Raw genomic sequence first — 24281 nt, 5'->3', positions numbered from 1 at the left:
CAAATAATAAAGCCGCCCTGTTACCACGGCGGCTTTATTGTCGAGAAGACTTAGAACTGGTAGGTCATACCGACAGCGACGATATCGTCATCGTTGATCCCGAGCTTATTATCGCTCTTCAGCTGGTTGATTTTATAATCAACAAAGGCGTTCATGTTTTTGTTGAAGTAATAGGTCACGCCAACATCAATGTAGTTGACCAGGTCTTCGCTTCCCACGCCCTCGATATCCTTGCCTTTTGACAGCACGTAGCCCAGGGACGGACGCAGGCCGAAGTCGAACTGGTACTGCGCCACGGCTTCAAAGTTCTGCGCTTTATTGGCAAAACCGCCGCTGATTGGCGTCATTTTGCGGGTTTCGGAGTACATGGTCGCCAGGTAGATATTGTTGGCGTCATATTTCAGGCCGGTCGCCCAGGCTTCCGCTTTTTTACCCGTACCGCGGGCCAGCAGGTTCTGATCGTTCGTACGGTCGGAGCTGGTGTAGGCCGCGCTGACGGCGAAATCGCTGCCGCCGAAGTCATAGCTTAACGCGGTGCCAAAGCCGTCGCCGTTCTGTTTTTTAGCTTCACGGCCTTCGTTTTTGCCCTGGTACTGCAGAGTCAGATCCAGGCCATCCACCACGCCGAAGAAGTCGGTATTGCGGTAGGTTGCCAGGCCGCTGGCGCGTTTGGTCATAAAGTTATCGGTCTGCGCGGAAGAGTCGCCGCCGAATTCCGGGAACATATCGGTCCAGGCTTCGACGTCGTACAGCGCGCCGAGGTTACGACCGTAGTCAAATGAACCGTAGTTTTTGACTTTCACCCCGGCGAACGCCAGGCGCGTTTTCTGCGAAGAGTCGCTTTCGGTTTTGTTGCCGGAGAACTCCGATTCCCAGCGGCCGTAGCCGGTCAGATCGTCGTTAATCTGCGTTTCGCCTTTGATGCCGAAACGAACGTAGGTCTGGTCGCCATCTTTGCTGTCATAGTCGCTCATATAGTGCATCGCTTTGACTTTGCCATAGACATCCAGTTTATTGCCGTTTTTATTATAAACTTCTGCCGCCTGGGTAGCCGAAGAAGCAATAAGACCCATCATCATTAATGCCAGTGAGCTCTTTTTCATTATCTAGTCCTGGTGATTTATTTATACGCGCTAATCAATTCCGGGCGGAAGCCCTGTCAAAAACTGCAGGTTTTTTAACGCTCTAATATTAAAAATTTATGACAATATGGAACTTTTTATAAAAAAGGGTATTTAATTATTTCCGTCATGAATGTGTCACGTTTCCCCGCCAGAATGCCCGATCCGCGCAAGGAAGTGGTTCGTCCACCACGCCAGGTGTTGGCAAGCGGGCTGACTCCTGTTACAACATCAACTCGATATCGAAACTCCTTTTTGAACGGCAGAGAATCATGAGTGATAGCCAGACGCTGGTGGTAAAACTGGGCACCAGTGTTTTAACGGGCGGATCCCGCCGCCTGAACCGCGCCCATATCGTTGAATTAGTGCGCCAGTGCGCACAGCTGCACGCGATGGGCCACCGAATTGTGATAGTGACCTCCGGGGCGATCGCCGCCGGACGTGAGCACCTCGGCTACCCGGAACTGCCCGCGACCATCGCGTCCAAACAGCTGCTGGCGGCGGTTGGCCAGAGCCGTCTTATCCAGCTGTGGGAACAGCTGTTTTCTATTTATGGCATTCACGTCGGCCAGATGCTGCTGACCCGCGCCGATATGGAAGACCGCGAGCGTTTCCTTAACGCCCGCGATACCCTGCGCGCGCTGCTGGATAACAACATCGTGCCGGTGATTAATGAAAATGACGCCGTGGCGACCGCCGAGATTAAAGTCGGTGATAACGATAATCTTTCGGCACTGGCGGCGATTCTCGCGGGCGCAGATAAACTGCTGCTGCTGACCGATCAGCAGGGCCTGTTTACCGCCGACCCGCGCAACAACCCGCAGGCCGAGCTGATTAAAGACGTGTACGGTATCGATGACGCCCTGCGCGCGATCGCGGGCGACAGCGTATCGGGTTTAGGTACCGGCGGTATGGGTACCAAGCTGCAGGCCGCCGACGTCGCCTGCCGCGCGGGCATCGACACGATCATCGCCGCCGGTAGCCGTCCGGGCGTGATTGGCGACGTGATGGAAGGGGTTTCCGTTGGCACCCGCTTCCACGCCCAGGAGTCGCCGTTGGAAAACCGTAAGCGCTGGATTTTCGGCGCGCCGCCGGCGGGCGAAATTACCGTGGACGCCGGCGCGACCCAGGCGATTCTCGAACGCGGCAGCTCCCTGCTGCCGAAAGGGATTAAAACCATCACCGGCAACTTCTCGCGCGGCGAAGTGATCCGCATTCGCAGCCTTGAAGGCCGCGATATCGCCCACGGCGTCAGCCGCTATAACAGCGATGCGCTGCGCCGCATCGCCGGGCAGCACTCGCAGCAGATCGATGCCATTCTGGGCTATGAATACGGCCCGGTCGCCGTCCACCGTGACGACATGATTATCCGTTAAGGAGCTGAAAATGCTGGAACAAATGGGCATTGCTGCCAAAGCGGCCTCGTATAAACTCGCGCAGCTTTCCAGCCGCGAAAAGAACCAGGTGCTGGAAAAGATTGCCGACTATCTTGAAGCGCAGACCGACGCGATCCTGCGCGCGAACGCTGAAGATCTGGCGGAAGCGCGCGCCAACGGTTTAAGCGAGGCGCTGCTCGATCGCCTGGCGCTCAACCCGGCGCGCCTGAGCGGGATTGCTAACGATGTTCGTCAGGTCTGCAGCCTGGCTGACCCGGTCGGTCAGGTGATCGACGGCGGCCTGCTCGACAGCGGCCTGCGCATTGAGCGACGCCGCGTGCCGCTGGGCGTAGTGGGCGTGATTTACGAAGCCCGTCCGAACGTGACCGTCGACGTCGCCTCTTTGTGCCTGAAAACCGGCAACGCGGCGATTCTGCGCGGCGGCAAAGAGACCTGGCGCACCAACGCCGCCACGGTGAAAGTGATTCAGCAGGCGCTGCAGGAGTGCGGCTTACCGGCGGCCACCGTGCAGGCGATTGAGAGTCCGGATCGCGCGCTGGTCGGCGAGATGCTGAAGATGGATAAGTATATCGATATGCTGATCCCGCGCGGCGGCGCAGGTTTGCACAAGCTGTGCCGCGAGCAGTCGACGATCCCGGTGATCACCGGCGGTATCGGCGTTTGCCATATCTATATTGACCACTCCGCCGACGTTGCCGAAGCGCTGAAGGTTATCGTTAACGCCAAAGTGCAGCGCCCGAGCGCCTGTAACTCGGTCGAAACGCTGCTGGTGCATCAGGATATCGCCGAACGCTTCTTGCCCGCGCTGAGCAAACAGATGGCGGAAAGCGGCGTCAGCCTGCACGCCGATGCGGCCTCCCTGCCCGCGCTGCAAAACGGCCCGGCCAGCGTAGAACCGGTGAAAGCGGAGCAGTATGACAATGAGTATCTGTCGCTGGATCTGAACGTGAAGGTGGTGGCCGACCAGGATGAAGCGGTAGCGCATATTCGCGAGCACGGCACCCAGCATTCCGACGCCATCCTGACGCGCACCTTGGGCAACGCGAACCGCTTTATCAACGAGGTGGACTCCTCGGCGGTGTACGTCAACGCCTCTACCCGCTTTACCGACGGCGGCCAGTTCGGCCTCGGCGCGGAAGTGGCGGTCAGCACCCAGAAGCTGCACGCGCGCGGCCCGATGGGCCTGGAAGCCCTGACGACCTATAAGTGGATTGGTTTCGGCGACGATACCATTCGTGCTTAATGCTAATTGGGTGATGCAAAAGTAGCCGTTTGATTCGCAAGGGCATTGACGCATCACTCACTTAGTTTTAACCTTCTATCCCGTGCTTACGCTCGTCAGCACGTCTTGCAGGGCCGATATAGCTCAGTTGGTAGAGCAGCGCATTCGTAATGCGAAGGTCGTAGGTTCGACTCCTATTATCGGCACCATCTCAACTTCCCCAAACGTCCGTATTCATCCATAAACACCATGATTTATAAAGATTTTACTGATTTTCAGTCCATCATTGTCCGTAACCATCCAGTAGAATCTGATACTGAATGTGTATAGGATTGTGTATATGTTCCTGTTCGGTCTTGGATTCCTATACACATGCCTTTAAACGATATGCAGATTCGCCGCGCTAAGCCTGAAGCTAAAGCCTATACACTTGGAGATGGGCAAGGCTTGTCATTACTTATAGAGCCTAATGGAAGCAAGAGCTGGCGATTCCGCTATCGCTATGCCGGTAAGCCCAAAATGATCTCGCTTGGCGTGTATCCGACGATTACCCTTGCCGATGCTCGCTCTCGTCGTGATGATGCCCGAAAACTGGTCGCGGAAGGAAAGAACCCGAGTGAAGTTCGAAAAGAGCAGAAGATCGCTTTGCAAACGGAATCCGAAAGTGCGTTCGAAAAGATAGCTACAGAGTGGCATCAGATGAAGTCCGCCAAATGGTCGGCAGGATATGCGTCAGATATCATGGAAGCGTTTCAAAACGACATTTTCCCGTATGTGGGGACAAGACCCATCGGTGAAATAAAACCGCTAGAACTGCTTAATGTGCTGCGTAAAATTGAAAAACGCGGGGCGTTAGAGAAGATGCGCAAAGTGCGACAGCGTTGTTCAGAAGTGTTTCGTTATGCCATAGCTACTGGGAGAGCTGAATTTAATCCTGCTGCAGATCTCTCTAGCGCCCTCGAAGTACATCAATCCAATCATTTCCCGTTCCTAAAAGCTGATGAGCTACCAGATTTTCTTCGTGCCTTACACAGTTACACAGGGAGTCGGCTGGTCCAGATTGCTACGAAATTACTCATGATTACGGGTGTGAGAACCATCGAATTGCGTGCTGCATTGTGGTCAGAATTTGATCTAGATAACGCTATCTGGGAAATTCCTGCTGAAAGAATGAAAATGCGCAGGTCACATCTTGTGCCATTATCGACTCAAGCGTTAGATTTACTTAATGAACTCAAGATGATGACAGGTAACTATCGTTATGTTTTTCCGGGGCGGAATGATCCGAACAAGCCTATGAGTGAAGCAAGTATAAATCAGGTCATCAAACGCATTGGTTATGGTGGAAAAGTTACTGGGCATGGTTTTAGGCATACTATGTCGACAATTCTGCATGACCAAAATTATAATAGTGCTTGGATTGAAATCCAGTTGGCACATATTGATAAAAATTATATTAGAGGTACTTATAATCATGCAAATTACATTTCACAAAGGAAAGAAATGATGCAGGTTTATGCAAATATGATTTTAAATTTAAATGAGGGTCACTTATGATCGATTTTTTTGGGATTGAATCAGGTAATATCGCCCTTATTAGGATGTTTGAAGCAGCTTTAGCTGCGAAAAAAAACATATCAGGACAATATTTTAGAGGGTTTCCTGTAGTATACCTAGCAGATAGTACTCTCAAGCTAAATGGGCTGTTGTGTTCTCCAGAACTCGGCGTAGTAATTTGTCATGTCATGGAAGAAACTGAGGTCAATGAAGACTATTTAGATTCTATAGACCAAATCCACATGAAATTTAAAAGTAAATTGGGTGAAGTAAAACTCCTTAGAGTTAATAGGACTCTACATGTCCCAATAAATACAATTGTTTATTGTCCTAATGTAAAAAATAGTGAAACATTTTCTGGTGAGGATGTTTTATTTATTAACGCATTAGATGACATCACCAACTCTTTATCTGATGTTAAATGGAATTACCCAGAGAGTTTAAATGTTTTATTATCTAATATTCAATCCCTTTCTAAACTGAAAAATACAAAAAAAAGAAACTCAGTTGAAAACAGCGAATCAAAAGGCAGCGTACTGAAAAAACTTGATAATATGCTGTCCGTGCTAGATCCTTGTCAATTAAGAGCTGTTTTAGAAAATATTGATGGTGTTCAAAGAATTAGAGGCCTTGCTGGTTCTGGTAAAACAATTGTATTGGCAAGGAAAGTTGCACATATTCATTCACAAAAACCTGATTGGAAAATTGCAGTCACATTCAATAGCAGATCTCTAAAAGAGCAATTCAAAAATCTTATTGAAACATTTTCTGATGAAGATGGAATTGATTGGAAAAAAATTGATATCATTCATGCTTGGGGTGGAACATCATCTAAAGGATTATACTATGAGGCTTGTTTAGCTCACAATATTAAGTTCCATGATCTAAGTAGTGCAAAAGCAATAAAAAAATTTGATGAAGAGATATTTCAAGCGGTTTGCAGAGATTTTCTTGAAAATAAAAACAAAGATATTAAATTATATGATTTTATTTTGGTTGACGAAGCTCAGGACTTTTCATCAGAATTCCTACAAATTTGCTATTCATTATTAGATGATAATAAGAGACTTGTATATGCTTATGATGAGTTACAAAGTTTAAGTGACAGATCGATGCCCTCACCTGAAGATATATGGGGGATGGATGAGAACGGACAACCAAATGTTACATTCCAATCCAAAGAGCAAGATGTGACCCTAGATATATGTTACAGAAATCCTGGTGCAGTCCTATCTTCAGCTCATGCATTAGGTTTTGGTATCTATCATAACCCAATGATTCAAATGTTTGATTATGAAGGCCTTTGGCAAGAAATCGGATATGAGGTTCTAGACGGTAAATTAGCTGAAGGTGAAAGAGTTGTACTTGGCAGGACTCAAAAGTCTAGCCCATCCTTGCTTAGTGGCCATAATAGCATTGATGACATTATTAGTTTTGTTGATTTTGACAATAAAAAAAATCAATCCGATTGGATAGCCCAAGAAATAATAAAAAATGTCACACAGGAAGAGCTCCTGTTTAGTGATATTTTGGTAATCCATCCTGACACTCAGAAAATGCGCACTGAAGTTGGCTATCTACGTGGGTTGCTTTTTGATGCCGGAATAAATTCTTCTATAGCCGGAGTGACAAGCTCTCCTGATGAATTCTTTTCCGATGATAGCGTTACATTTACATCCATTTTTAGAGCAAAAGGTAATGAAGCTGCTATGGTATATATCATGGATGGACAATATTGCAATGCAAGCAATAGGAGAGCATGGCGTAGGAATATACTCTTTACAGCAATGACCCGCACTAAAGCTTGGTTGAGAGTATGTGGTGTAGGTCAGTATTTTCAAGAGCTAAAAAGTGAGTTTGAAACTGTAAAACAAAATGGTTTTCGTTTAAGTTTCATATATCCTACGACTGCGGAGCGAGAGACAATGAGGGTTGTAAATAGAGATATGACCTCAGCCGAGCGCCGTCGTGTCAATGAAGCTAAGAGAAGCGCTGCAAATTTAAATATATTATTAGATGATGGAACAGTTAATATCGAAGATATCCCATTAGAAGTTAGAGAGCAATTAATTAGAAAATTGATGGGAGGTTGAAATGACGCCGGATGAAACGTGTGATGCAATCAATAAAATTACTCGTCATTTGATGACAGTGGGGCTTGCTGATTCACAAAATTTTTCGCGCGTTGAAAATAAAGGGGATCATGTAAATGTAGTTTATAAAGGCTATAGTGATGTTTCCAAGGCCCTCAGAGATGTATCATATAAAGAAATGTATGAGTTCTTAGATGAAAAGGATCAATATTCCATTAAAATGCTTGATGGTGGATTAATTCATTACAAATATCGCTTTGTTGGGCGGGGAGTATTAGAAAAGCATACATTAGCTTATTATCCAGCCCCTCATTTTGAGTCATTCCAAAATGATCCAGAGCTATTTTTAGATGAGAGTCACTTTTACTCAGAAGTGATAAACAAAAATATCCTACCAGTCCCTTTGCGATTTGATTATGCGCCTGAGGATGCTGAATGCATTGAACATCCGGCATCACATTTGACCTTAGGGCAATATAAGAATTGTCGAATCCCATTAGCGGCTCCACTTTGTCCTGTGAGCTTCACTAATTTCATACTACGCTCTTTTTACAATACAGCTTTCGTTTCTATTGAACATAGCCAGAAAAATTTCTTACACACAAGAACAATACTCCCTGAGGAGGAAAAAATCCTTCATTTTAATATATGGTAAAGCAAGTCGCACACCATTCCCTCCTCTTCACACCTAGCGGTTTTCATGAACGTTTAGGTGTGGTCAAAAGGACGGTATCGGTATGAGTACATCAATTGTATTCAATAGCAGGGGGTGAGTGACTTAAAAAAACTTCTACATCGAAATGATCCCCCTTCAGGGACATTTCTTGCCCATCACCGCCCTTTCAGAGGTTTGTCACGCCCTCGAACAGCACCGCACCACCCACCAACACTCCCACGAACCCGCGCAGCGCAGCGACGCGCTCAGGCCGCGAAATTAAATATCATTAAATAAATACTTTACCGCTGGCGCGCAGTGCTTTCCCCGCCTCGCCTGCCCGCTTCGTGGGTCGGTTTTCATGCAGGTGCATCGGGGGGCTCAGGCCGCGCCGGGACAGGGCTGCGAAGGGAGTGACGGGACGGGAAAGCGCATGCAAAACCATGCACCCTGTGGATGCATGGCTTAATTCGGGAAAAATAGCGGTATTTTCGGGGATTTTTGGCGGGGCTACCTGCCGGCCAGTTCCGTGCGCCGGCGGGAATAAATCAGGCTCTGTGCGGGGGTGTATTTTTCCTGATTATCCACCCGCGAAGCCGCGTCAGGCCTGAATCCGATGGCCGTTAAAATATCGCTGTCTTGTGCGGCATAATTAATTTCTTCACCGGTACTCAGCCACACGGACAGCGCTTCGCGCAGGTAATGGGCCGAACGGTCGAGCGCATGGCCGGTCAGGAGTGCGGGCTGCTGGCTGAGTCCCATCAGTTCCGGGGCGAGCGTGGCGGCCAGTTCTGTGCCGTGTGCCTGCATAAAATCATTCAGCCGGTTGCGGATACTGATGCGCTGGACCGCTTCATGGGAGCGGATATAGCGCCCGGCGGCCTGATTAATCTCCCATTTTTTGACGTCCATAATGTCGCGCAGTTCCTGCATAATTGCCGGGATACGTTCATCCCCGGCCAGCATCTGCTCGCGGTATTCCTGCTCTGCGGCCGCCAGTTCGGCTTTACGGTCCAGCCAGGCGGTTTTGTTATTCTGACAGGCCTCAAAGGCCTGCTGTAGCGTAATGGCGGTCATGGTCAGTTCTCCCCTGATTAATGGCGGTATGGCGAGCTGTAGCAGCCCTGCACTTTACGGGGTGCCGGAGGTGTGACCGGCTCCGCGACAGGCGGCGTTTTCTCCGCCGGAGGACGGATAACCTCGTCGATAGCTTCAGTGGTGCGGAACGTCGCCGAGCAGTCAATATTGGTGCACTGGTGGTAGCGCTGTTTGACGTTCTCCGACAGATAGCGGGAGGTACGGGTATGCGCCGACTTTTTGCAGAACGGACAGTGCATCATGGCAGCAGCCCCCGCGCTTTCAGGTCAGCCTCGCGCTGACGCATTTTCTCCTGCCAGACTTTACGCTCGCCGGGTGTGCTGGCGGCGTCATGGTCCATATGCGGAAGCGCAACGACCGGGAAGCCGGTCAGGGAGAGCACTGGCTCATCGGCTGGCGTGACAGAGAAGGCGCTCACTTTCCCGGTCAGGAAGGTGACCACCTGCTGCATAACCTCCTTCTCCGGCTCGGTGTACCCCTGATGGCCGGTGGTGTTGGCCAGCGGATTTTCCATCACCTCTGCTTTCAGCACCATCGCCCGGACCAGTGGCCCGAGGGTGTCATTCAGCGCGCGGTTAAGCTCTTCCTCAGCATATTTACTCAGCACAGCATGATGCGCCTGGCGGAATGCCCGTGCGGTGCTGTTGCAGGTGGCTTTCAGCTGGTCACGTTCAAAGGCCAGCACGTCGGTCAGGTTGCCACATTCCTGCGCCAGCTCCCGGCGGGCCACGCGTTCGATATGGCCGCTTCTCAGCTCATCGGTCAGCATGGCGCCCCCGGCGCGGAAAGCGGCGCGCCAGGTGCGGGTGTCGCTGCCGTTGTCCTGTTCCAGCTCTGCTTTCTGCTCCTCCGCGCGGGTGATGGCCGTCAGGGTGTCCTCCATCCGGCGGGCCTGTTCAAGATGGGCCTCTCTGGCTGCGGCCAGCCGCTCCAGCGCCGGTTTCAGGTAATCAGGGATAAAGGTGTTGTCGGTCATGGCAGGTTTCCTCGTGGTTTCAACATGAGGTGATTCTGCCGTGGCACACACAACAACACGACCTGTTGCGGTTGTGGCAGTTCTGGCACAAACAGGACGTCAAAACCCCGGCTTGCCAGAGAAAGGTCTCAGGAAAAGCATACTCACCGTTTGTTTTTTTACTGTTAACTATTCACCACTGTTCACCATAAGAAAAAATATAAGTAATACAGTAAGATAAAGGGTGAACAGTTGAGAGGATGACTGTTCACCGTCTGTTCACCCTGGCTATTTATTAACCGCTGACCGTTTTTGAGATACTTAGAATTATTTGGGATAAATAATTAATTTAAAATTCCATTTAGTAATTAATCGCTTTGCCAACAATGGCCAATAACGGTCAATAATGGCCAATATAGGCCAGCACCTTTTTTTGATTAAAAATTAGCCTGTTGTGTGGTGAGACACCACAAAATGACTTGTTGCCCTCAGAGAAAATATTCACAAAATAGAGAGCTACCCGAGGCCGGACGGACACGACCGGCACTGTATGGACTTTATGAGGTAGCCCGATGCACACCGCTTTTTCTTCCCCGTCTTCTGCCCCTGCCGCGCCGCTGATGCCGGTTTCTGATGCCGTTCAGGAGCGCTTTATTCGCCTGCCCGAAGTGATGCATCTGTGCGGGCTGTCCCGCTCCACGATTTACGACCTCATCAGCCGGGAGGCTTTCCCGAAACAAATCTCGCTCGGCGGAAAAAACGTGGCGTGGGCGCAGTCGGAAATCACCGGGTGGATGGCCGACCGTATCGCTGAACGCAACCGGGGCTATGACGCATGATGATGCCCGTTCCGCAAAAAGCCCCTTTTTCTGGCTTGCTTCCCTTCGCCGTTTCCAGGTATAGTTTTGTCGCTGTCGCAAAATCGGCAGCCGGGCGTAGGAACCCGAGTTACTTATTGGCGACACCAGACGCGCCATGCGTCTTTTTTTACGTCGTTGCTCAGGCACACCCATTTTTCGGGCTGTGGTGCTTATTCCATAGCCCCTGTCAGATAATGGTGGTCCGGGCGGGGCAGCCTTCGGGCTGGCCGGTTTCCAATAAGGCCGGTATTCCTACCCCCGTTCGGGTCACCACCCATGAGCGTAGGAACTCCGGTGGTGGCAATTACCGCTACTTATTGGAGGCTGCCCCTATGGCTACAACCCTCACCCCGTCACACCCGCAGTTTGTCTTTGTGTTTGCCGCCGTTCGTCGCGCAGACCGCCAGCCCCGTATCTGTATGCTCCGCGCCGTCGCCGGGGATGAACACGCCGCACGCCTTTCCCTCGTTCGCGATTACGTCCTCTCGTTTGCCGGGCGTCTGCCGGTGGCGGAGGTGCGCGCATGAAACAGCCCGCCATCACCGTCAAAGACCTCGAATGCCTGGAGCACCTGCGTAACGTCGGCCAGTTCGTCGGCGAGCTGATGCAGGTGCAGGACTGCACCTCCCTGCGTCGTGACCCGACCCAGCAGTTACAGCTTACCTCCGTGATTTACCTGATGACCGCCCAGCTCGACGGCGTGGTCGAGCGCTGTAATCACCGCTGGTTCACCGGGGAGGGCAACGTATGAAAACGCCATTACCGCCCGTATTGCGCGCTGCCCTGTATCGCCGCGCTGTCGCCTGTGCCTGGCTGACCCTGTGCGAACGTCAGCACCGCTATCCCCACCTCACCCTCGACGCGCTGGAAAGCGCCATCGCTGCCGAGCTGGAGGGCTTCTACCTGCGCCAGCACGGCGAGGAAAAAGGCCGTCTGATTGCCTGTGCGCTGCTGGAAGATTTGATGGAGGCCGGGCCACTGAAAGCCGCCCCGTCGCTGTCCTTCCTCGGGCTCGCCGTGATGGATGAGCTCTGCGCCCGCCATATCACATCGCCTGTACTGCACTGAGGGAGAAAACCATGAAAATGAACGTAACGGACACCGTAAAACAGGCGTGCGGCCACTGGCCGCGCATTCTCCCGGCGCTGGGAATGAAAGTGATAAAAAACCGCCATCAGGCCTGCCCGGTGTGTGGCGGCGCTGACCGTTTCCGCTTTGACGATAAAGAGGGGCGCGGCACATGGTTCTGTAACCAGTGCGGCGCCGGTGACGGCCTGAAACTGGTTGAGAAGGTATTCGGCGTGTCGGCATCCGAGGCTGCCGGGAAGGTGAACGCCGTCACCGGCCACCTGCCACCGGTGGCCCCGAAGGTGACAGCAGCCGCAGAGGCTGAGACTGAAGCCGACCGCAAAGCAGCAGCCGCGCTGGCCGTCAGACTGCTGGAGAAAACCCGCCCGGCCACCGGCAACGCTTACCTGACCCGCAAGGGCTTTGCCGGTCGTGAGTGTCTGACGCTGACCGCGTCTCACAAAACCGGCGGCGTGGCCTACCGCGCCGGTGATGTGGTGGTGCCGCTGTATGACGAGTCCGGCACGCTGGTTAACCTCCAGCTTATTAATGCTGAGGGGCTCAAGCGCACCCTGAAAGGCGGCGCGGTAAAAGGAGCGAGCCACACTATCGAAGGGAAAAAACAGGCCGGGAAACGTCTGTGGATAGCGGAGGGCTATGCCACGGCCCTTACCGTGCATCACCTGACCGGCGAAACCGTCATGGTGGCGCTGTCGTCCGTGAACCTTCTTTCTCTGGCGAGCCTTGCCCGCAGCAAGCACCCGGCCTGTCAGATTATCCTCGCCGCCGACCGTGACCTGAACGGCACCGGCCAGACTAAAGCCGCTGCGGCCGCTCAGGGCTGTGAGGGCATTGTTGCCCTGCCGCCGGTGTTCGGTGACTGGAATGATGCGGTGATGCTGAAGGGGGAAGACGCCACGCGGAAAGCCATTTATGCCGCCATCCGCCCACGGGCACAAAGCCCGTTTGACACCATGAGCGAGGCGGAATTTACCGCCATGAGCGCCAGCGATAAGGCAATGCGGGTGCATGAACATTACGGCGAAGCGCTGGCCGTGGACGCCAACGGCCAGCTCCTGTCCCGCTATGAAAACGGCATCTGGAAGGTAATTCCGCCGTCTGACTTTGCCCGCGATGTGGCCGGACTGTTCCAGCGGCTGCGCGCCCCGTTCTCATCGGGGAGAATTGCGTCGGTGGTGGAAACCCTGAAACTGATTATTCCCCAGCAGGAGGCACCGGCACGCCGTCTGATTGGTTTTCGCAACGGGGTACTCGATACCCAAAGCGGCCTGTTCAGCCCGCACAGCAAATCGCACTGGCTGCGCACGCTGTGCGACGTGGATTTCACCCCGCCGGTAGAAGGGGAAACACTGGAGACCCATGCGCCGAACTTCTGGCGCTGGCTCGACCGGGCGGCCAGTGGCAACCCGACAAAACGTAACGTGATTCTGGCCGCGCTGTTTATGGTGCTGGCGAACCGCTACGACTGGCAGCTCTTTCTCGAAGTCACCGGCCCCGGCGGCAGCGGGAAAAGTATTCTCGCCGAAATCGCCACGATGCTGGCCGGAGAGGATAACGCCACATCAGCCGACATCGACACGCTGGAGGACCCGCGCAAGCGCGCCTCCCTGATAGGCTTCTCGCTCATTCGTCTGCCTGACCAGGAGAAATGGAGCGGTGACGGTGCCGGACTTAAGGCCATTACCGGCGGCGATGCGGTCTCCGTTGACCCGAAATACCAGAACCCGTACTCGACGCATATTCCGGCGGTCATTCTGGCCGTGAATAATAACCCGATGCGCTTCACCGACCGCAGCGGGGGCGTGTCACGTCGCCGGGTGATTATCCACTTCCCGGAGCAGATAGCCCCGGAGGAGCGCGACCCGCAGCTCAGGGATAAAATCGCCCGCGAGCTGGCCGTGATTGTGCGCCAGTTGATGCAGCAGTTCAGCGACCCGATGAGCGCCCGCGCCCTGCTCCAGTCGCAGCAGAACTCCGACGAGGCGCTCAGTATTAAACGCGACGCTGACCCGACGTTTGATTTTTGCGGCTATCTGGAAATGTTGCCGCAGACCAACGGGATGTTTATTGGCAATGCCAGTATCATCCCGCGTAATTACCGTAAATATCTCTATCACGCGTATCTGGCCTATATGGAGGCCAACGGCTACAGGAACGTGCTCAGCCTGAAAATGTTCGGGCTGGGGCTGCCCATGATGCTGAAAGAGTACGGGATGAACTATGAGAAGCGGCACACAAAGCAGGGGATACAAACCAACCTGTCGCTGAAAGAAGAAAGCTACGGCGACTGGCTGCCGAAGTGCGACGAACCCACCGCGACTTAACCTGTCTCAGACCGGCAACCGCCGGTCTTTTTGTATCTGCCCCTTCCTCAAGGGTGAACAATCCACTGTTCACCCTTCACCGTATGTTCACCCTGTATCACTATGAAAGTATTAATAAAAAACCAAAGGTGAACAGTGTGAACAGTTAAACCCAAAAAAAACTTTTTACCCCCCCTTCATCACCATCGTATTGCGGTGATGGTCGCCGGAAACAGGCCAGAAACGCGCTGAGGTGAAGAGTTGACTGTTCACTCTTCACCAACCGTTCACCATCTATCACTATGATATTAAAAAGAAAAACAAGGGGGTGAACAGTGTGAACAGTTAAAGGCAAAAAAACTTTTTCTTACTGGGAATTGAGCTCAAAAAAAGAACGCCATCGACGATGTGTATAGGGATGTGTATAGTTTTATTTATCGAACTTAAATTTTACTTATATATCAATGCGTTGATTTGATTAGTTGATTCCTATTATCGCACTCACACAACAAAATCCATTAAAAACAATAACTTAAAGAGTATTTCTCTCTCAAGTTACGATCTTCTTTTAAGGGATTCTATGACCAACAGTTGCCGCTATGGTTAACAGTGGCTACTCAGGGATGTTAGCACGTAGCGGCCTGTAGCTGTAAAGCTCGAACAGGCACAAAGCGTGAACAGTCCACACGAACCGCTATCAACTCGAAGCTGATGACGCTGCCAACGTCTTTAAACCATCCCAAAACAGATTGATCGCACGCATTTAAGCCCGATGTGCGGCCTTGTGCCGCCTAAACAGGTGAATAGTGGTAAATGCCCCGGTAGCTACAGATCCGGCTCTGCCAGCGCTTCGCTCACGCTCCGAAAGGTACACCAGTACCCTGATAAGGTGTGATCCTTCTGACGACCTATAGTGGAACAAGCTGGCGAGTTAAGAAGAGAAAATGTAAAAATAACTTTGGAAGACTTTTTCAATACATTCAAGCGCTTTTCAATCAAACTCTCTCGTAATGGAGAATTTGATGATCAAGAAACTGAGTTCAAAGAGTAAGGAATCATCATGAGCATTTACTTTAATGAGCACGATAGCGCTATTGGATACCACGTAGAAGGACGTTGGACAATCAAAGGAGATTATTTGCAAGTCGAACAGGGCACGAACATTCCGGGCGGCTTGTACAAAATTAACGATAATATAGTGAAATTCCCATTCGACTACAAAGAGGTTGAGGGAGTAATCGATACTGAGAAACTCACCTTCACCGTGAATGGTCAAGCGTATGCAATGAAGAAAATGAAAACAAATCCGTGGGATGTATAGCTTTAAGGGGGCTGGCCAAACCGCTGGCTCATATGAGTTGATAAGCAAAATTAATTTCGTCAGGAATGTGTTGGGAAGACTTACAATTCAAAGAGATGAGTAATCTTAAAAGCCCTGACCATTGCAGCCAGGGCTTTTAAGGTACTACAGACTTCAGATTTAACATTAATGGACTTAATAAAATGATACAGCTATTTATACTGCTTTCAAATGTACCCGTTCACTACAGATAATATTGGGCATTAATACTAAAAAACCTCCCTCTATATATCTCATTATACACTGCCTGCGCTTTCAAGAGCTAAGCGTGGCTACTTAAACAAGCACATCACCCATCGCGACATATACTCTTTGATGCGTTGCCCTTTACTGATACGGTTGCCATCAAAAAACGAAACCGCCAGCATAAACTAAAAAAACAAGGCCTTACATCGTCGCGCTAACACTACCATTTTGCGAATCAGCACAATCACTACGAGGCCTGAAAACGAACTACATCCCAAACTACAAACTTCGTGGCCTGTAAAGCAAAATGGCTTAACCCAGAACTTCTTTTCATTTAGCAACTTACTAACCACTTTCATTGTGCTGCTGAGTACTAATTTACTTATTTGAGATTTGCGGTCAATACTGTTTTTTAAAACATGTTTTTATTAACAGCGATAGTGACTGTGCTGCATCCCGCTATTCATTGTATCGATGCTCCTGGCACAGGGCTGCCGTTTCAGCCCTCACCACCGGTTTACTCAGGCTTGCACCTATCTGCCGCGATGCAGCATTTGTATTTGGAATGCAGTAACTCGACTTAATCAATATTCATCCGGTACTTTTCAATGCACTTGCCCGGTACACCGCCGCTTTCCGCTAAGCCGTATCGCCACCCTGTATTGGTATATCGCGGTCTACCTTAACTACTGCGCCATGAACCTGCTAAGAGAACATTTTTAAGTGACTTGCATTTTGATAGTTACTATGTCAATTTGCTTCTGAAAGCCACCAATTCATTCAGGTCTGCCCATGAAAAATGAACCGCTTTTTCACGCTCCCTGCCCCATCGCCCGTAGTCTTGGCCGCATCGGTGACAGTTGGAGCATAATGATCCTGCGCGACGCCTTTGCGGGCTTTACCCGCTTTGACGAGTTCCAGAAAAGCAGTAACGTCGCGCCCAATATTCTTTCGCGCCGCCTGAAGTCACTGGTAGACGATGGACTACTGGAGAAGATTTGCTACAGCAGCACACCGCCTCGTTACGAATACCACCTCACGCAAAGCGGTCGCGATTTTCGCATGGTGCTGCTGGCGTTGGCGGAATGGGGTAACCGCAACTTCGCACCCGAAGGCCGTCAGATGCAATTGGTGGAAAGTGAAACCCTGCGGCACGTGGAGCCGATCCTGGTCGATAAAGCTACCGGTGAAGAGATTATCCCGGATAAATACACCATGGTGCCGGGACCCGCAGCCTCGCCGATGATGAAATACCGTCACGAATATTTGCAGCGCAAACGCGAAGGTTATAGTGGGCAAAAATTCCAACCCGAGTCTTATAGAGATGCCAGCGATGAATCCGGCCAGTAAAAAAAGAGCCTTCATCATGATCGTTTTTTGATGGCCGTGCTGCTGGTTCTATTAATGGAAATACCGCCGGAACACTAATATTACAGGAGAGTTGATTATGGGCGTTTCAGTTAAACGCATTGTCATAACCGGGATGGGGATTGTCAGCCCTCTGGGGTGCGGCGTACAGCATGTCTGGCAATCTCTGCTGGCAGGGAAGTCAGGTATTACAAAGCTTAGCGAGCAGTTGGTCGCGGATATTCCCTGCAAAGTGGCTGGACTGGTTCCGTCCATCGAACACGATGCGTTGCACGGCTTCGATCCACTAGCGATCATCCCGGCCAAAGAGCGCAAAAAGATGGATCGCTTTATCGAGTTTGCGCTGGTTGCCGCGCATGAGGCGCTAACGCAGGCCAGGTGGTCGCCTGAATCAGCGACAGAACAAGAACGCACCGCAACGGTCATTGCCACCGGGATCGGCGGGTTCGGCGAGATCGCCAATGCGGTACATACGACGGATGAGCGCGGGCCGCGTCGCCTGTCTCCGTTCACCATCCCCTCTTTTCTTGCCAACCTGGCCGCCGGGCATGTGTCTATCGCCCACGGTTTCCGTGGCCCCATAGGCGCGCCGGTAACCGCCTGCGCGGCAGGCGCGCAGGCCATTGGCGATGCTGCACGGATGATCCACAGCGGCGAGGCAGATATCGCCCTCTGCGGTGGTGCAGAAGCGGCAATCCATCGTGTTAGTCTTGCCGGGTTTGCTGCAGCAAAGGCGCTTTCCAGCTCCTCCAACGACCATCCGGAAGCCGCTTCCCGCCCCTTTGACCGCGACCGCGATGGTTTTGTAATGGGAGAAGGTGCCGGGCTTATCGTGATTGAGTCGCTGGAGCACGCGCTAGCGCGAGGCGCCACGCCGCTGGCCGAGCTTGTCGGCTACGGCACCAGCGCTGATGCTTATCACTTGACCGCTGGCCCGGAAGATGGTGATGGCGCACGCCGGGCCATGGAAATGGCCATTCGTCAGGCGGGGATCTCAGCAGAAGAGATTGACCATATCAACGCTCACGCCACTTCGACTCAGGTTGGAGACAAAGGTGAACTTGCGGCGATTAAAAAACTGTTTGGCGCACATCCCGTCGCCATTACCTCGACGAAATCAGCAACCGGCCATCTATTAGGCGCAGCTGGCGGGATTGAGGCTATTTTCACCATTCAGGCGTTGCGCGACCAGATGGTGCCGCCGACGCTGAACCTGCATCACCCCGATGAAAACGCGGAAGGTCTGAACCTGGTGGCGCTAGTGGCCCGCCCACAGAAGATGCGTTATGCGCTTTCGAACGGTTTTGGTTTTGGCGGTGTCAACGCCAGCCTGCTGCTGAAACGCTGGTAATAATAGTTCAGCTCCCCCTCTGGAAAGGTCGGTGGGGGACTTCCACCAGAGCAAAATATTCAGTCACTGATTTCCAACTAATACTCAGAAATGTATCCTTGAGAAAACATAAAGAAGTTCGCCTGACCAACTGGCGACAGGTAGCTAAGATCATTTGATGAGTTACACTACGATCCCCTCGTCAAAACAGACAGGCATTCGTCCTGTCGAGACATGCTTCAGTGCATTGACAAACCTATTGAAACAATCATTTTTAGAGAAAGGACTTTTATGAGTCATTCCACAGATATATCAATCGGTCTACTCCTGTTCCCTGCTCTTACTCAGCTTGATTTGACTGGTCCATATGAAGTCTTTACACGGGCTCCAGATACAAAGGTTCATCTCATCTGGAAAAACCTGGACCTTGTGGTTTCAGATCGCGGTATGGCGATTCAACCAACCACCACATTCAATGCGTGTCCCGCACTGGATGTAATTTGTGTCCCCGGAGGGCCTGGCCAGATAAACCTGATGGAGGATGAAGAAGTCCTTTCGTTTATCCGGGCTCAAAGTAAACAAGCAAAGCTGATAACCTCTGTTTGCACCGGAGCGCTTGTGCTGGGCGCCGCAGGGCTTCTGGATGGATATAAAGCGACGACGCACTGGGCTTCACTGGGGCAGTTGGAGTTGTTGGGCGCAGAGCCGGTAAATGAGCGCGTAGTACGTGACCGCAACCGTATCACGGGCGCAGGAGTGACTTCAGGTATCGATTTTGCCCTCAATGTCGTATCAGAAATATTCGGATCTGATATTGCACAAAATATTCAGTTGCATATGGAATATGACCCAGCCCCTCCCTTTAACTGTGGCTCGCCCCGCTCCGCATCTGAAGAACGACTAAAAAAAGCCCAGCAACAAGTTGCGCCATTTATTGAAAAGAGACTGCAAGCTACGTTGAAAGCAGCAGCCAAACTTCATAAATAAGGGAGTAGCGAAAGGCGTTTCCCTTTTCATTTTCAACGTCTGCTTCACGCCCTGAGACATTCGACAAGCTTTTTATGGCTTCAGTAAGGGCGACTTTCGCGCTTCCAGTGCCAGCAAATATTTCGCTTCGTCGTACCGGGTTCTGGTCTTCCAGCAGCGGTAAATGATCCTTATCCATTTAAATGCCAGAGCCCGGAGCGCTGACTGATGAGATTTCCCTTTTTCTCGCTGGCCCTGGTAATAAAGTCTGGCCCAGTACGATGAGTTAACCGTCTTCGCAGTCCATTCCACGAATGTCTGTCGGACGAACTTCGCGCACTGCCAACGCCAGTGTACCCAGGATTTTTGACCACTTCGCTCGGTTACTGGTGCGATGCCAGCGTAGTTTTGAATTTCTTCGGCGCTGTTGAAGCGGTCGCGGTTATCACCCAGTGCTGCAAGCATCCGTGGGCCCATACACGGTCCCATTCCAGGAAGTGATTTGAACAGTTCTGCATCCGGAAGCGTATCGAATAAGGATTCAATACGTTCATCGTAGGTTCTGATTAGGTCGCCTGTCAGTTTGATTTGGGATGCTAGTGCTATTGCCATCAAGGCATTTGCCTCGATGACAGTTTTATCTGTGGTCAGGGGAATAGCGCTGGCAATACTTGCAACCCGCTGTTCGGTATATGCAACAGCAGGACCACCTTTAGCATTCATAAAATTACGGACAGTATCGCTGCGAGCCCGTTTGAGTTGTTGCAGACTCGGCCAGCGAATGATTAGCTCGCAGAACAGTGAGCTGTCCCGATGGGAGAACCATTCCAGGGGCTGAGGGTAATACTGCTTAAGCGTATTGATGAGCCGATTAACAAAACGACGCTTGTCTTCGACCAGCAGTCGGCGCTGCTCAACTAATTGCTGGAGTAATCGGATATCCGGATTGTCGGCTTCAATGGCTTTTATCTTGTGGGGATAACGTAGCATCAGGTCTAATGCCAGCTCAGCATCCTGCGGATCATCCTTCGCACCGCTGGGCCAGAAAGCCTGTCGGTAGCGGGCCAGTGACAACGCGTGTACTGGAAAAACAGTGACAAATGGGTACTTCTGGAGTGCATACACCACCGGGCCTTTCTTCAGCTCAACGGCAATAGCAATCCTGCCTTTCGCCCTCTGGTGTAACTCATTGAGCCAGATATCAAGTGCCTCAGGCGTATGTTCAATCACATGGAATATGCGATCACCGTTTTTAAACTGAACGCAGACATCGTGTTTTTTATCCGCCCAGTCCAAACCAACATGAGCAGCAAACTGATCTTTCGCAGTCATCACCAACTCCTTTTTATCGGGGATTGGTATGCATTCCACGCTCTTCGAAAGAAATATAGTCAGCAGTTTTTCTGCATGCCCTGAGTATTCGTTAGCGAACGTGGAGCACTTACTGGCTCGAAAGCAAAGCGGAAATCATCAAATCACATGATTCTGGCACAATATTCGTAACCAATAAGCGCATACCCTGAATCACTTAAAAGTGTAACTCTCAGGGTGTGAATGACTATATCTGGCACTAAGCTGACCATCTGACCGAGCTTGAGGTCCGCTAAGAGCAGACAGCGAACGTCGGTTATGACGAAACAAGTCTCGAAGATCATTGCGGAAAATATTAACAATTCGGGATATACCGGCCTGATTATCTCAACCAGGCTCAAGGCCAAGCGTTTCCCGACGCAGCAGGGCCCATTCAATCAATGCCGCCATAGATGGGCCCAGTGCTGTTCCCAGTTCCGTGAGGGAGTATTCAACACGAGGCGGGACTTCAGGATAAAGCGTCCGTAATATAATCCCATCTTTTTCCAGCTGCTTAAGCTGCTGTATAAGCATCTTTTGATTTACCCCCTCGATCCTACGTTCAAGCTCAGAAAAGCGCAGTGGAACTTTAGCGGCGAAAAGCTGGCATAAAATGATTGTTTTCCATTTACCTTCAATAATCTTCAGGGCTTCGCTGGTAACCTGCGCCCATACGAGCCGTTGTTCAGGTATATCACAACGCCAGTCTCTTTCCATACTTACCTCCAGTAAGCTACCCACTATTTTGTGTGTTCTTGTCGTTACCACAGTAAGGGATTAGTGTACCCCCTATTGCAAACGACTTCAGGAGTGAAGATGAGAATCGGCGTAATTGGTACAGGCAATATTGGCGGTACGCTTGCACGTAAGTTAAGCGAAGCTGGGCATGAGGTAAAAGTGGCAAATTCACGCGGTTTAGACGCGGTAAGGGAATTTGCCAGTGAAATTAACGCAGTGCCGGCGGACATATATGGTGCAGTGACTGACGTAGATGCCGTTATTCTGTCCATTCCATTCCCGGCGGTGAGTAGCCTGCCTGATGGGTTTTTCTCGGGTTTACCTCCACATGTCCCTGTCATTGATACGAGCAACTATTATCCAGGTCTGCGCGATCCGCAGATTGCTGCGCTGGATGAAGATCGGACGGAAAGCGAATGGGTTCAGGAGCAGATTGGGCATCCCGTTATCAAAGCCTTCAACAATATACTCGCCGACTCTCTGGCAGAACTGGGACTGCCTGAGGGGAGCCGCGGTCGCCTGGCAGTCGCAGTAGCAGGAGATCATCCAGCCGCAGCACAGGTCACGATGTCCCTGGTTAACGATACCGGCTTTGACCCCGTATTTTCCGGGTCTATCGCTGAATCATGGCGTCAGCAGCCGTGCACGCCATCCTATTGTTGTGACTGGGAGGCTGCCACCATGCTTCGCGCTTTCCCCCTGGCGAAAAAGGGAGAAGGACGGGCCCGTCTGCCTTTACTTTATGCCAGCTTCGGTAAGCTGGGTGAGGCGCCAACACACGAAGATATCATAGATAATAATCGAGCCATCAACTGGCCTGTATAACGTGGCTGCCGATGATGACGAAAGCGGTGCCTGCCTGAGCGGCGGCAAAATGCACATTCTTTAGAAGAATCGATGGTCAGAAGCTGGCTTAGCAATCCATTGCAAATCATTGTTGGAAAAGGTGAACCACGCTTTAAGATCGCCACTCGCCCTAAGAATGCCTGTTATACAGCAAATAAGACATTATTTGACTTTAGGGTTAACCGATATTTTTCTATAAAAAAAACCACTGCCAGTGGCGACAGTGGTTAATAGTACAGCTTTTATTATATTATGCAGAAATTAGCGTTGGGCACTGAGGCCCATATCTTTATTCAGGCGTTGATCTGTAGACGATACGGACAACAAAAAAATAAAGCTGAATTATGATGATAAGAACCAAATGGCCAAAATAAAAACGACTCCCCCGGGCTCTTATCAATAAACGCTTCATGATTAAGTCGTGGCACGCCATCACGTCGTTTCCCAGCGACGAAACAGAAGACTCGCATTGACGCCACCGAAACCAAAACCGTTTGATAATGCATAGGTTATAGCAGCAGGACGGGCCTTTAATGCGACAAGATCCAGGCCCTGCCCCGCCTCATCCGGATGATGCAGATTCAACGTCGGCGGTATAACCTGATCGCGTAAGGCAAGTACGGTAAATATGGCCTCAACACCCCCTGCGGCCCCCAGCAGATGGCCGGTGGCAGACTTTGTCGAACTAATAGCGACACCCAATCCCCCACCGAACACAGACCTGATGGCCGCCAGCTCGCCCTTGTCTCCAATCTGCGTAGAGGTGGCATGGGCGTTGATGTGCTGGATCTCATCGGCCTTCACCTGCGCCTGAGCCAAAGCCAGTTCAATTGCCCGACGTGCGCCGCTACCGTCTTCCGGCCCGGCGGTAAGATGCCATGCATCGGCGCTGGTGCCATATCCCACCAGTTCAGCCAGAGGGGTCGCGCCGCGCGCAAGCGCGTGCTCAAGAGATTCAATCACTAATAACCCGGCACCTTCCGCCATAACAAACCCGTCCCGATCGCGATCGAAGGGTCTTGACGCTTCAGCCGGGTTTTCCGAAAACCCGGTGGAGAGCGCACGCGCCGCGGCAAAGCACCCCAGGGTAACGCGATCGATTGCGGCCTCCGTCCCCCCACAAATAGCGATATCAGCTTCGCCGCCTCTGATAAGCCTGGCCGCATCGCCAATCGCCTGCACGCCAGCCGCACATGCTGTGATCGGCGCGCCAAGCGGCCCGCTGAAACCATGTCGGATCGAGATATGGCCTGCAGCCATATTGGCGAGAAAAGAGGGCGCAGTGAACGGCGATAGTCGCCGTGGGCCGCGCGTATCGGTAGTCCTTACCGCATCAGCAATCGCGCCAAACCCTCCCACACCGGATGCGATAATGGTTGCTGTGCGTTGCTGCGAGTCATCATCCACCGGGCGCCAGCCTGCCTGCGTCAGCGCTTCCTCGGCCGCCATGAGCGCAAACTCAATGAAACGGTCCATTTTCTTTCGCTCTTTTGTCGGTATAAACCGCTCCGGGTCATAGCCGGCTTCCGAATCTTCGACAACAGAAGGTACCAGGCCTGCGACAGCGACACCGGTTCCGTCGCTGACGTCTGGCGAAAGACGCCTTATCCCCGATTAGCCCTTAAGAAGCCTGCGCCAGGCTATCTCTGTATCGCATCCCAGAGGGCCGATCATGCCGCATCCGGTTACGACTATTCGCTTTCGCCTTTCGAGAGCCATCGTTAAATCCTCATCATTCGGGTCGATATTTTCAGGGCCGCCGGAACGTCGTCTGGCGACCCTTTCTT

General features: G+C 51.5%; 21 protein-coding genes, 1 tRNA gene and 2 pseudogenes. 17 read left to right on the top strand and 7 right to left on the bottom strand.

The annotated features are described in order from the left end of the window. Positions 1-50 precede the first annotated feature (50 nt). Entirely contained in the window at positions 51-1103 is a 1053-nt protein-coding gene (phoE, locus tag BWI76_RS05845) for a phosphoporin PhoE (protein ID WP_004129421.1), read from the bottom strand. A gap of 290 nt (positions 1104-1393) precedes the next feature. Here phoE and proB point away from each other — a divergent pair, with 290 nt between their 5' ends. The 6 genes from proB (at position 1394) to BWI76_RS05815 (ending at position 8045) form a co-directional block, all read left to right on the top strand. Further along, positions 1394-2497 (top strand): glutamate 5-kinase, encoded by a 1104-nt coding sequence (gene proB, locus BWI76_RS05840; RefSeq protein WP_004099297.1) that lies wholly within the window; start codon positions 1394-1396, stop codon positions 2495-2497. A 10-nt stretch (positions 2498-2507) separates the two neighbouring features. Next, a complete protein-coding gene (gene proA, locus BWI76_RS05835; RefSeq protein WP_004132541.1) occupies positions 2508-3761 on the top strand; it encodes a glutamate-5-semialdehyde dehydrogenase in 1254 nt (417 codons plus the stop codon). Between the two features lie 112 nt (positions 3762-3873). After that, positions 3874-3949 (top strand) — tRNA-Thr (locus tag BWI76_RS05830). A gap of 163 nt (positions 3950-4112) precedes the next feature. Next, complete coding sequence (locus BWI76_RS05825; protein ID WP_004132543.1) at positions 4113-5297, top strand: tyrosine-type recombinase/integrase; 1185 nt, start codon at positions 4113-4115, stop codon at positions 5295-5297. Further along, the gene (locus BWI76_RS05820; RefSeq protein WP_004132544.1) at positions 5294-7390 is read left to right on the top strand and encodes a DEAD/DEAH box helicase; all 2097 of its coding nucleotides are present in this window, start codon (positions 5294-5296) and stop codon (positions 7388-7390) included. Before BWI76_RS05825 ends, BWI76_RS05820 begins: the two co-directional genes overlap by 4 nt. 1 nt (position 7391) lies before the next feature. Beyond that, positions 7392-8045: a DUF2290 domain-containing protein gene (locus tag BWI76_RS05815; RefSeq protein ID WP_074168710.1), complete on the top strand. Its 654-nt coding sequence runs from the start codon at positions 7392-7394 to the stop codon at positions 8043-8045. Between the two features lie 510 nt (positions 8046-8555). On the opposite strand, the gene BWI76_RS05805 is transcribed toward BWI76_RS05815, so the two are convergent. The 3 genes from BWI76_RS05805 to BWI76_RS05795 are packed head-to-tail and all read right to left on the bottom strand — an operon-like array spanning position 8556 to position 10119. After that, on the bottom strand, positions 8556-9122 hold the full coding sequence (locus BWI76_RS05805) for a phage polarity suppression protein (protein ID WP_004132548.1): 567 nt from the start codon (positions 9120-9122) through the stop codon (positions 8556-8558). A gap of 17 nt (positions 9123-9139) precedes the next feature. Continuing rightward, entirely contained in the window at positions 9140-9385 is a 246-nt protein-coding gene (locus tag BWI76_RS05800) for an ogr/Delta-like zinc finger family protein (RefSeq protein WP_004132551.1), read from the bottom strand. Continuing rightward, positions 9382-10119 carry a hypothetical protein gene (locus BWI76_RS05795; protein WP_004132553.1) on the bottom strand — a complete coding sequence of 246 codons (738 nt, stop codon included), beginning with the start codon at positions 10117-10119 and terminating at the stop codon, positions 9382-9384. The genes BWI76_RS05800 and BWI76_RS05795 overlap by 4 nt, the downstream gene beginning before the upstream one ends. Positions 10120-10670: 551 nt before the next feature. Between BWI76_RS05795 and BWI76_RS05790 the strand changes: the two genes are divergently transcribed. The 10 genes and pseudogenes from BWI76_RS05790 to BWI76_RS05750 all read left to right on the top strand — a co-directional run bounded on the left by BWI76_RS05790 (position 10671) and on the right by BWI76_RS05750 (position 19581). Next, entirely contained in the window at positions 10671-10937 is a 267-nt protein-coding gene (locus BWI76_RS05790; protein WP_004132554.1) for a helix-turn-helix transcriptional regulator, read from the top strand. After that, positions 10934-11266, top strand: a pseudogene (locus tag BWI76_RS28645) (ash family protein); the annotation flags it as partial. The gene BWI76_RS05790 and the pseudogene BWI76_RS28645, both read left to right, overlap by 4 nt. A 24-nt stretch (positions 11267-11290) precedes the next feature. Continuing rightward, the gene (locus tag BWI76_RS28640; protein WP_004132556.1) at positions 11291-11485 is read left to right on the top strand and encodes a host cell division inhibitor Icd-like protein; all 195 of its coding nucleotides are present in this window, start codon (positions 11291-11293) and stop codon (positions 11483-11485) included. Then, the gene (locus BWI76_RS05780) at positions 11482-11709 is read left to right on the top strand and encodes a hypothetical protein (RefSeq protein WP_004098168.1); all 228 of its coding nucleotides are present in this window, start codon (positions 11482-11484) and stop codon (positions 11707-11709) included. The genes BWI76_RS28640 and BWI76_RS05780 overlap by 4 nt, the downstream gene beginning before the upstream one ends. Continuing rightward, positions 11706-12026: a DUF5375 domain-containing protein gene (locus BWI76_RS05775; protein ID WP_004098169.1), complete on the top strand. Its 321-nt coding sequence runs from the start codon at positions 11706-11708 to the stop codon at positions 12024-12026. The genes BWI76_RS05780 and BWI76_RS05775 overlap by 4 nt, the downstream gene beginning before the upstream one ends. Positions 12027-12037: 11 nt before the next feature. Further along, positions 12038-14371 (top strand): primase-helicase zinc-binding domain-containing protein, encoded by a 2334-nt coding sequence (locus tag BWI76_RS05770; RefSeq protein ID WP_004132558.1) that lies wholly within the window; start codon positions 12038-12040, stop codon positions 14369-14371. Positions 14372-15410: 1039 nt separating this feature from the next. Then, positions 15411-15671, top strand: a complete 261-nt coding sequence (locus BWI76_RS05765) for a hypothetical protein (RefSeq protein ID WP_004132560.1) — start codon at positions 15411-15413, stop codon at positions 15669-15671. Positions 15672-16688: 1017 nt separating this feature from the next. After that, positions 16689-17246, top strand: coding sequence for a winged helix-turn-helix transcriptional regulator (locus BWI76_RS05760; RefSeq protein ID WP_024359106.1), 558 nt, complete (start codon positions 16689-16691; stop codon positions 17244-17246). A gap of 97 nt (positions 17247-17343) precedes the next feature. Beyond that, positions 17344-18615: a beta-ketoacyl-ACP synthase II gene (gene fabF / locus BWI76_RS05755; RefSeq protein ID WP_049085663.1), complete on the top strand. Its 1272-nt coding sequence runs from the start codon at positions 17344-17346 to the stop codon at positions 18613-18615. A 270-nt stretch (positions 18616-18885) separates the two neighbouring features. Further along, entirely contained in the window at positions 18886-19581 is a 696-nt protein-coding gene (locus BWI76_RS05750; RefSeq protein WP_064371563.1) for a DJ-1/PfpI family protein, read from the top strand. Positions 19582-19653: 72 nt separating this feature from the next. Here the strand turns inward: BWI76_RS05750 and BWI76_RS05745 are convergent, their stop codons facing one another. Both BWI76_RS05745 and BWI76_RS05735 read right to left on the bottom strand, forming a co-directional pair. Continuing rightward, positions 19654-20892 (bottom strand): IS110 family transposase, encoded by a 1239-nt coding sequence (locus BWI76_RS05745; protein WP_004132572.1) that lies wholly within the window; start codon positions 20890-20892, stop codon positions 19654-19656. A gap of 366 nt (positions 20893-21258) precedes the next feature. Continuing rightward, positions 21259-21627: a winged helix-turn-helix transcriptional regulator gene (locus BWI76_RS05735; RefSeq protein ID WP_004132581.1), complete on the bottom strand. Its 369-nt coding sequence runs from the start codon at positions 21625-21627 to the stop codon at positions 21259-21261. A gap of 99 nt (positions 21628-21726) precedes the next feature. On the opposite strand from BWI76_RS05735, the gene BWI76_RS05730 reads away from it, so the two are divergent. After that, a complete protein-coding gene (locus BWI76_RS05730; RefSeq protein ID WP_004132583.1) occupies positions 21727-22473 on the top strand; it encodes an NADPH-dependent F420 reductase in 747 nt (248 codons plus the stop codon). Positions 22474-22926: 453 nt separating this feature from the next. Here the strand turns inward: BWI76_RS05730 and fabF (BWI76_RS05725) are convergent. Continuing rightward, positions 22927-24213: pseudogene (fabF, locus tag BWI76_RS05725) on the bottom strand (beta-ketoacyl-ACP synthase II). Positions 24214-24281 lie beyond the last annotated feature (68 nt).

Source organism: Klebsiella sp. M5al, assembly GCF_002090195.1.
GTDB classification, from domain to species: Bacteria; Pseudomonadota; Gammaproteobacteria; order Enterobacterales; family Enterobacteriaceae; genus Klebsiella; species Klebsiella grimontii.
Note: the sequence above shows the minus strand (reverse complement) of the source record. Positions and strands in the feature narration are given on the sequence as shown.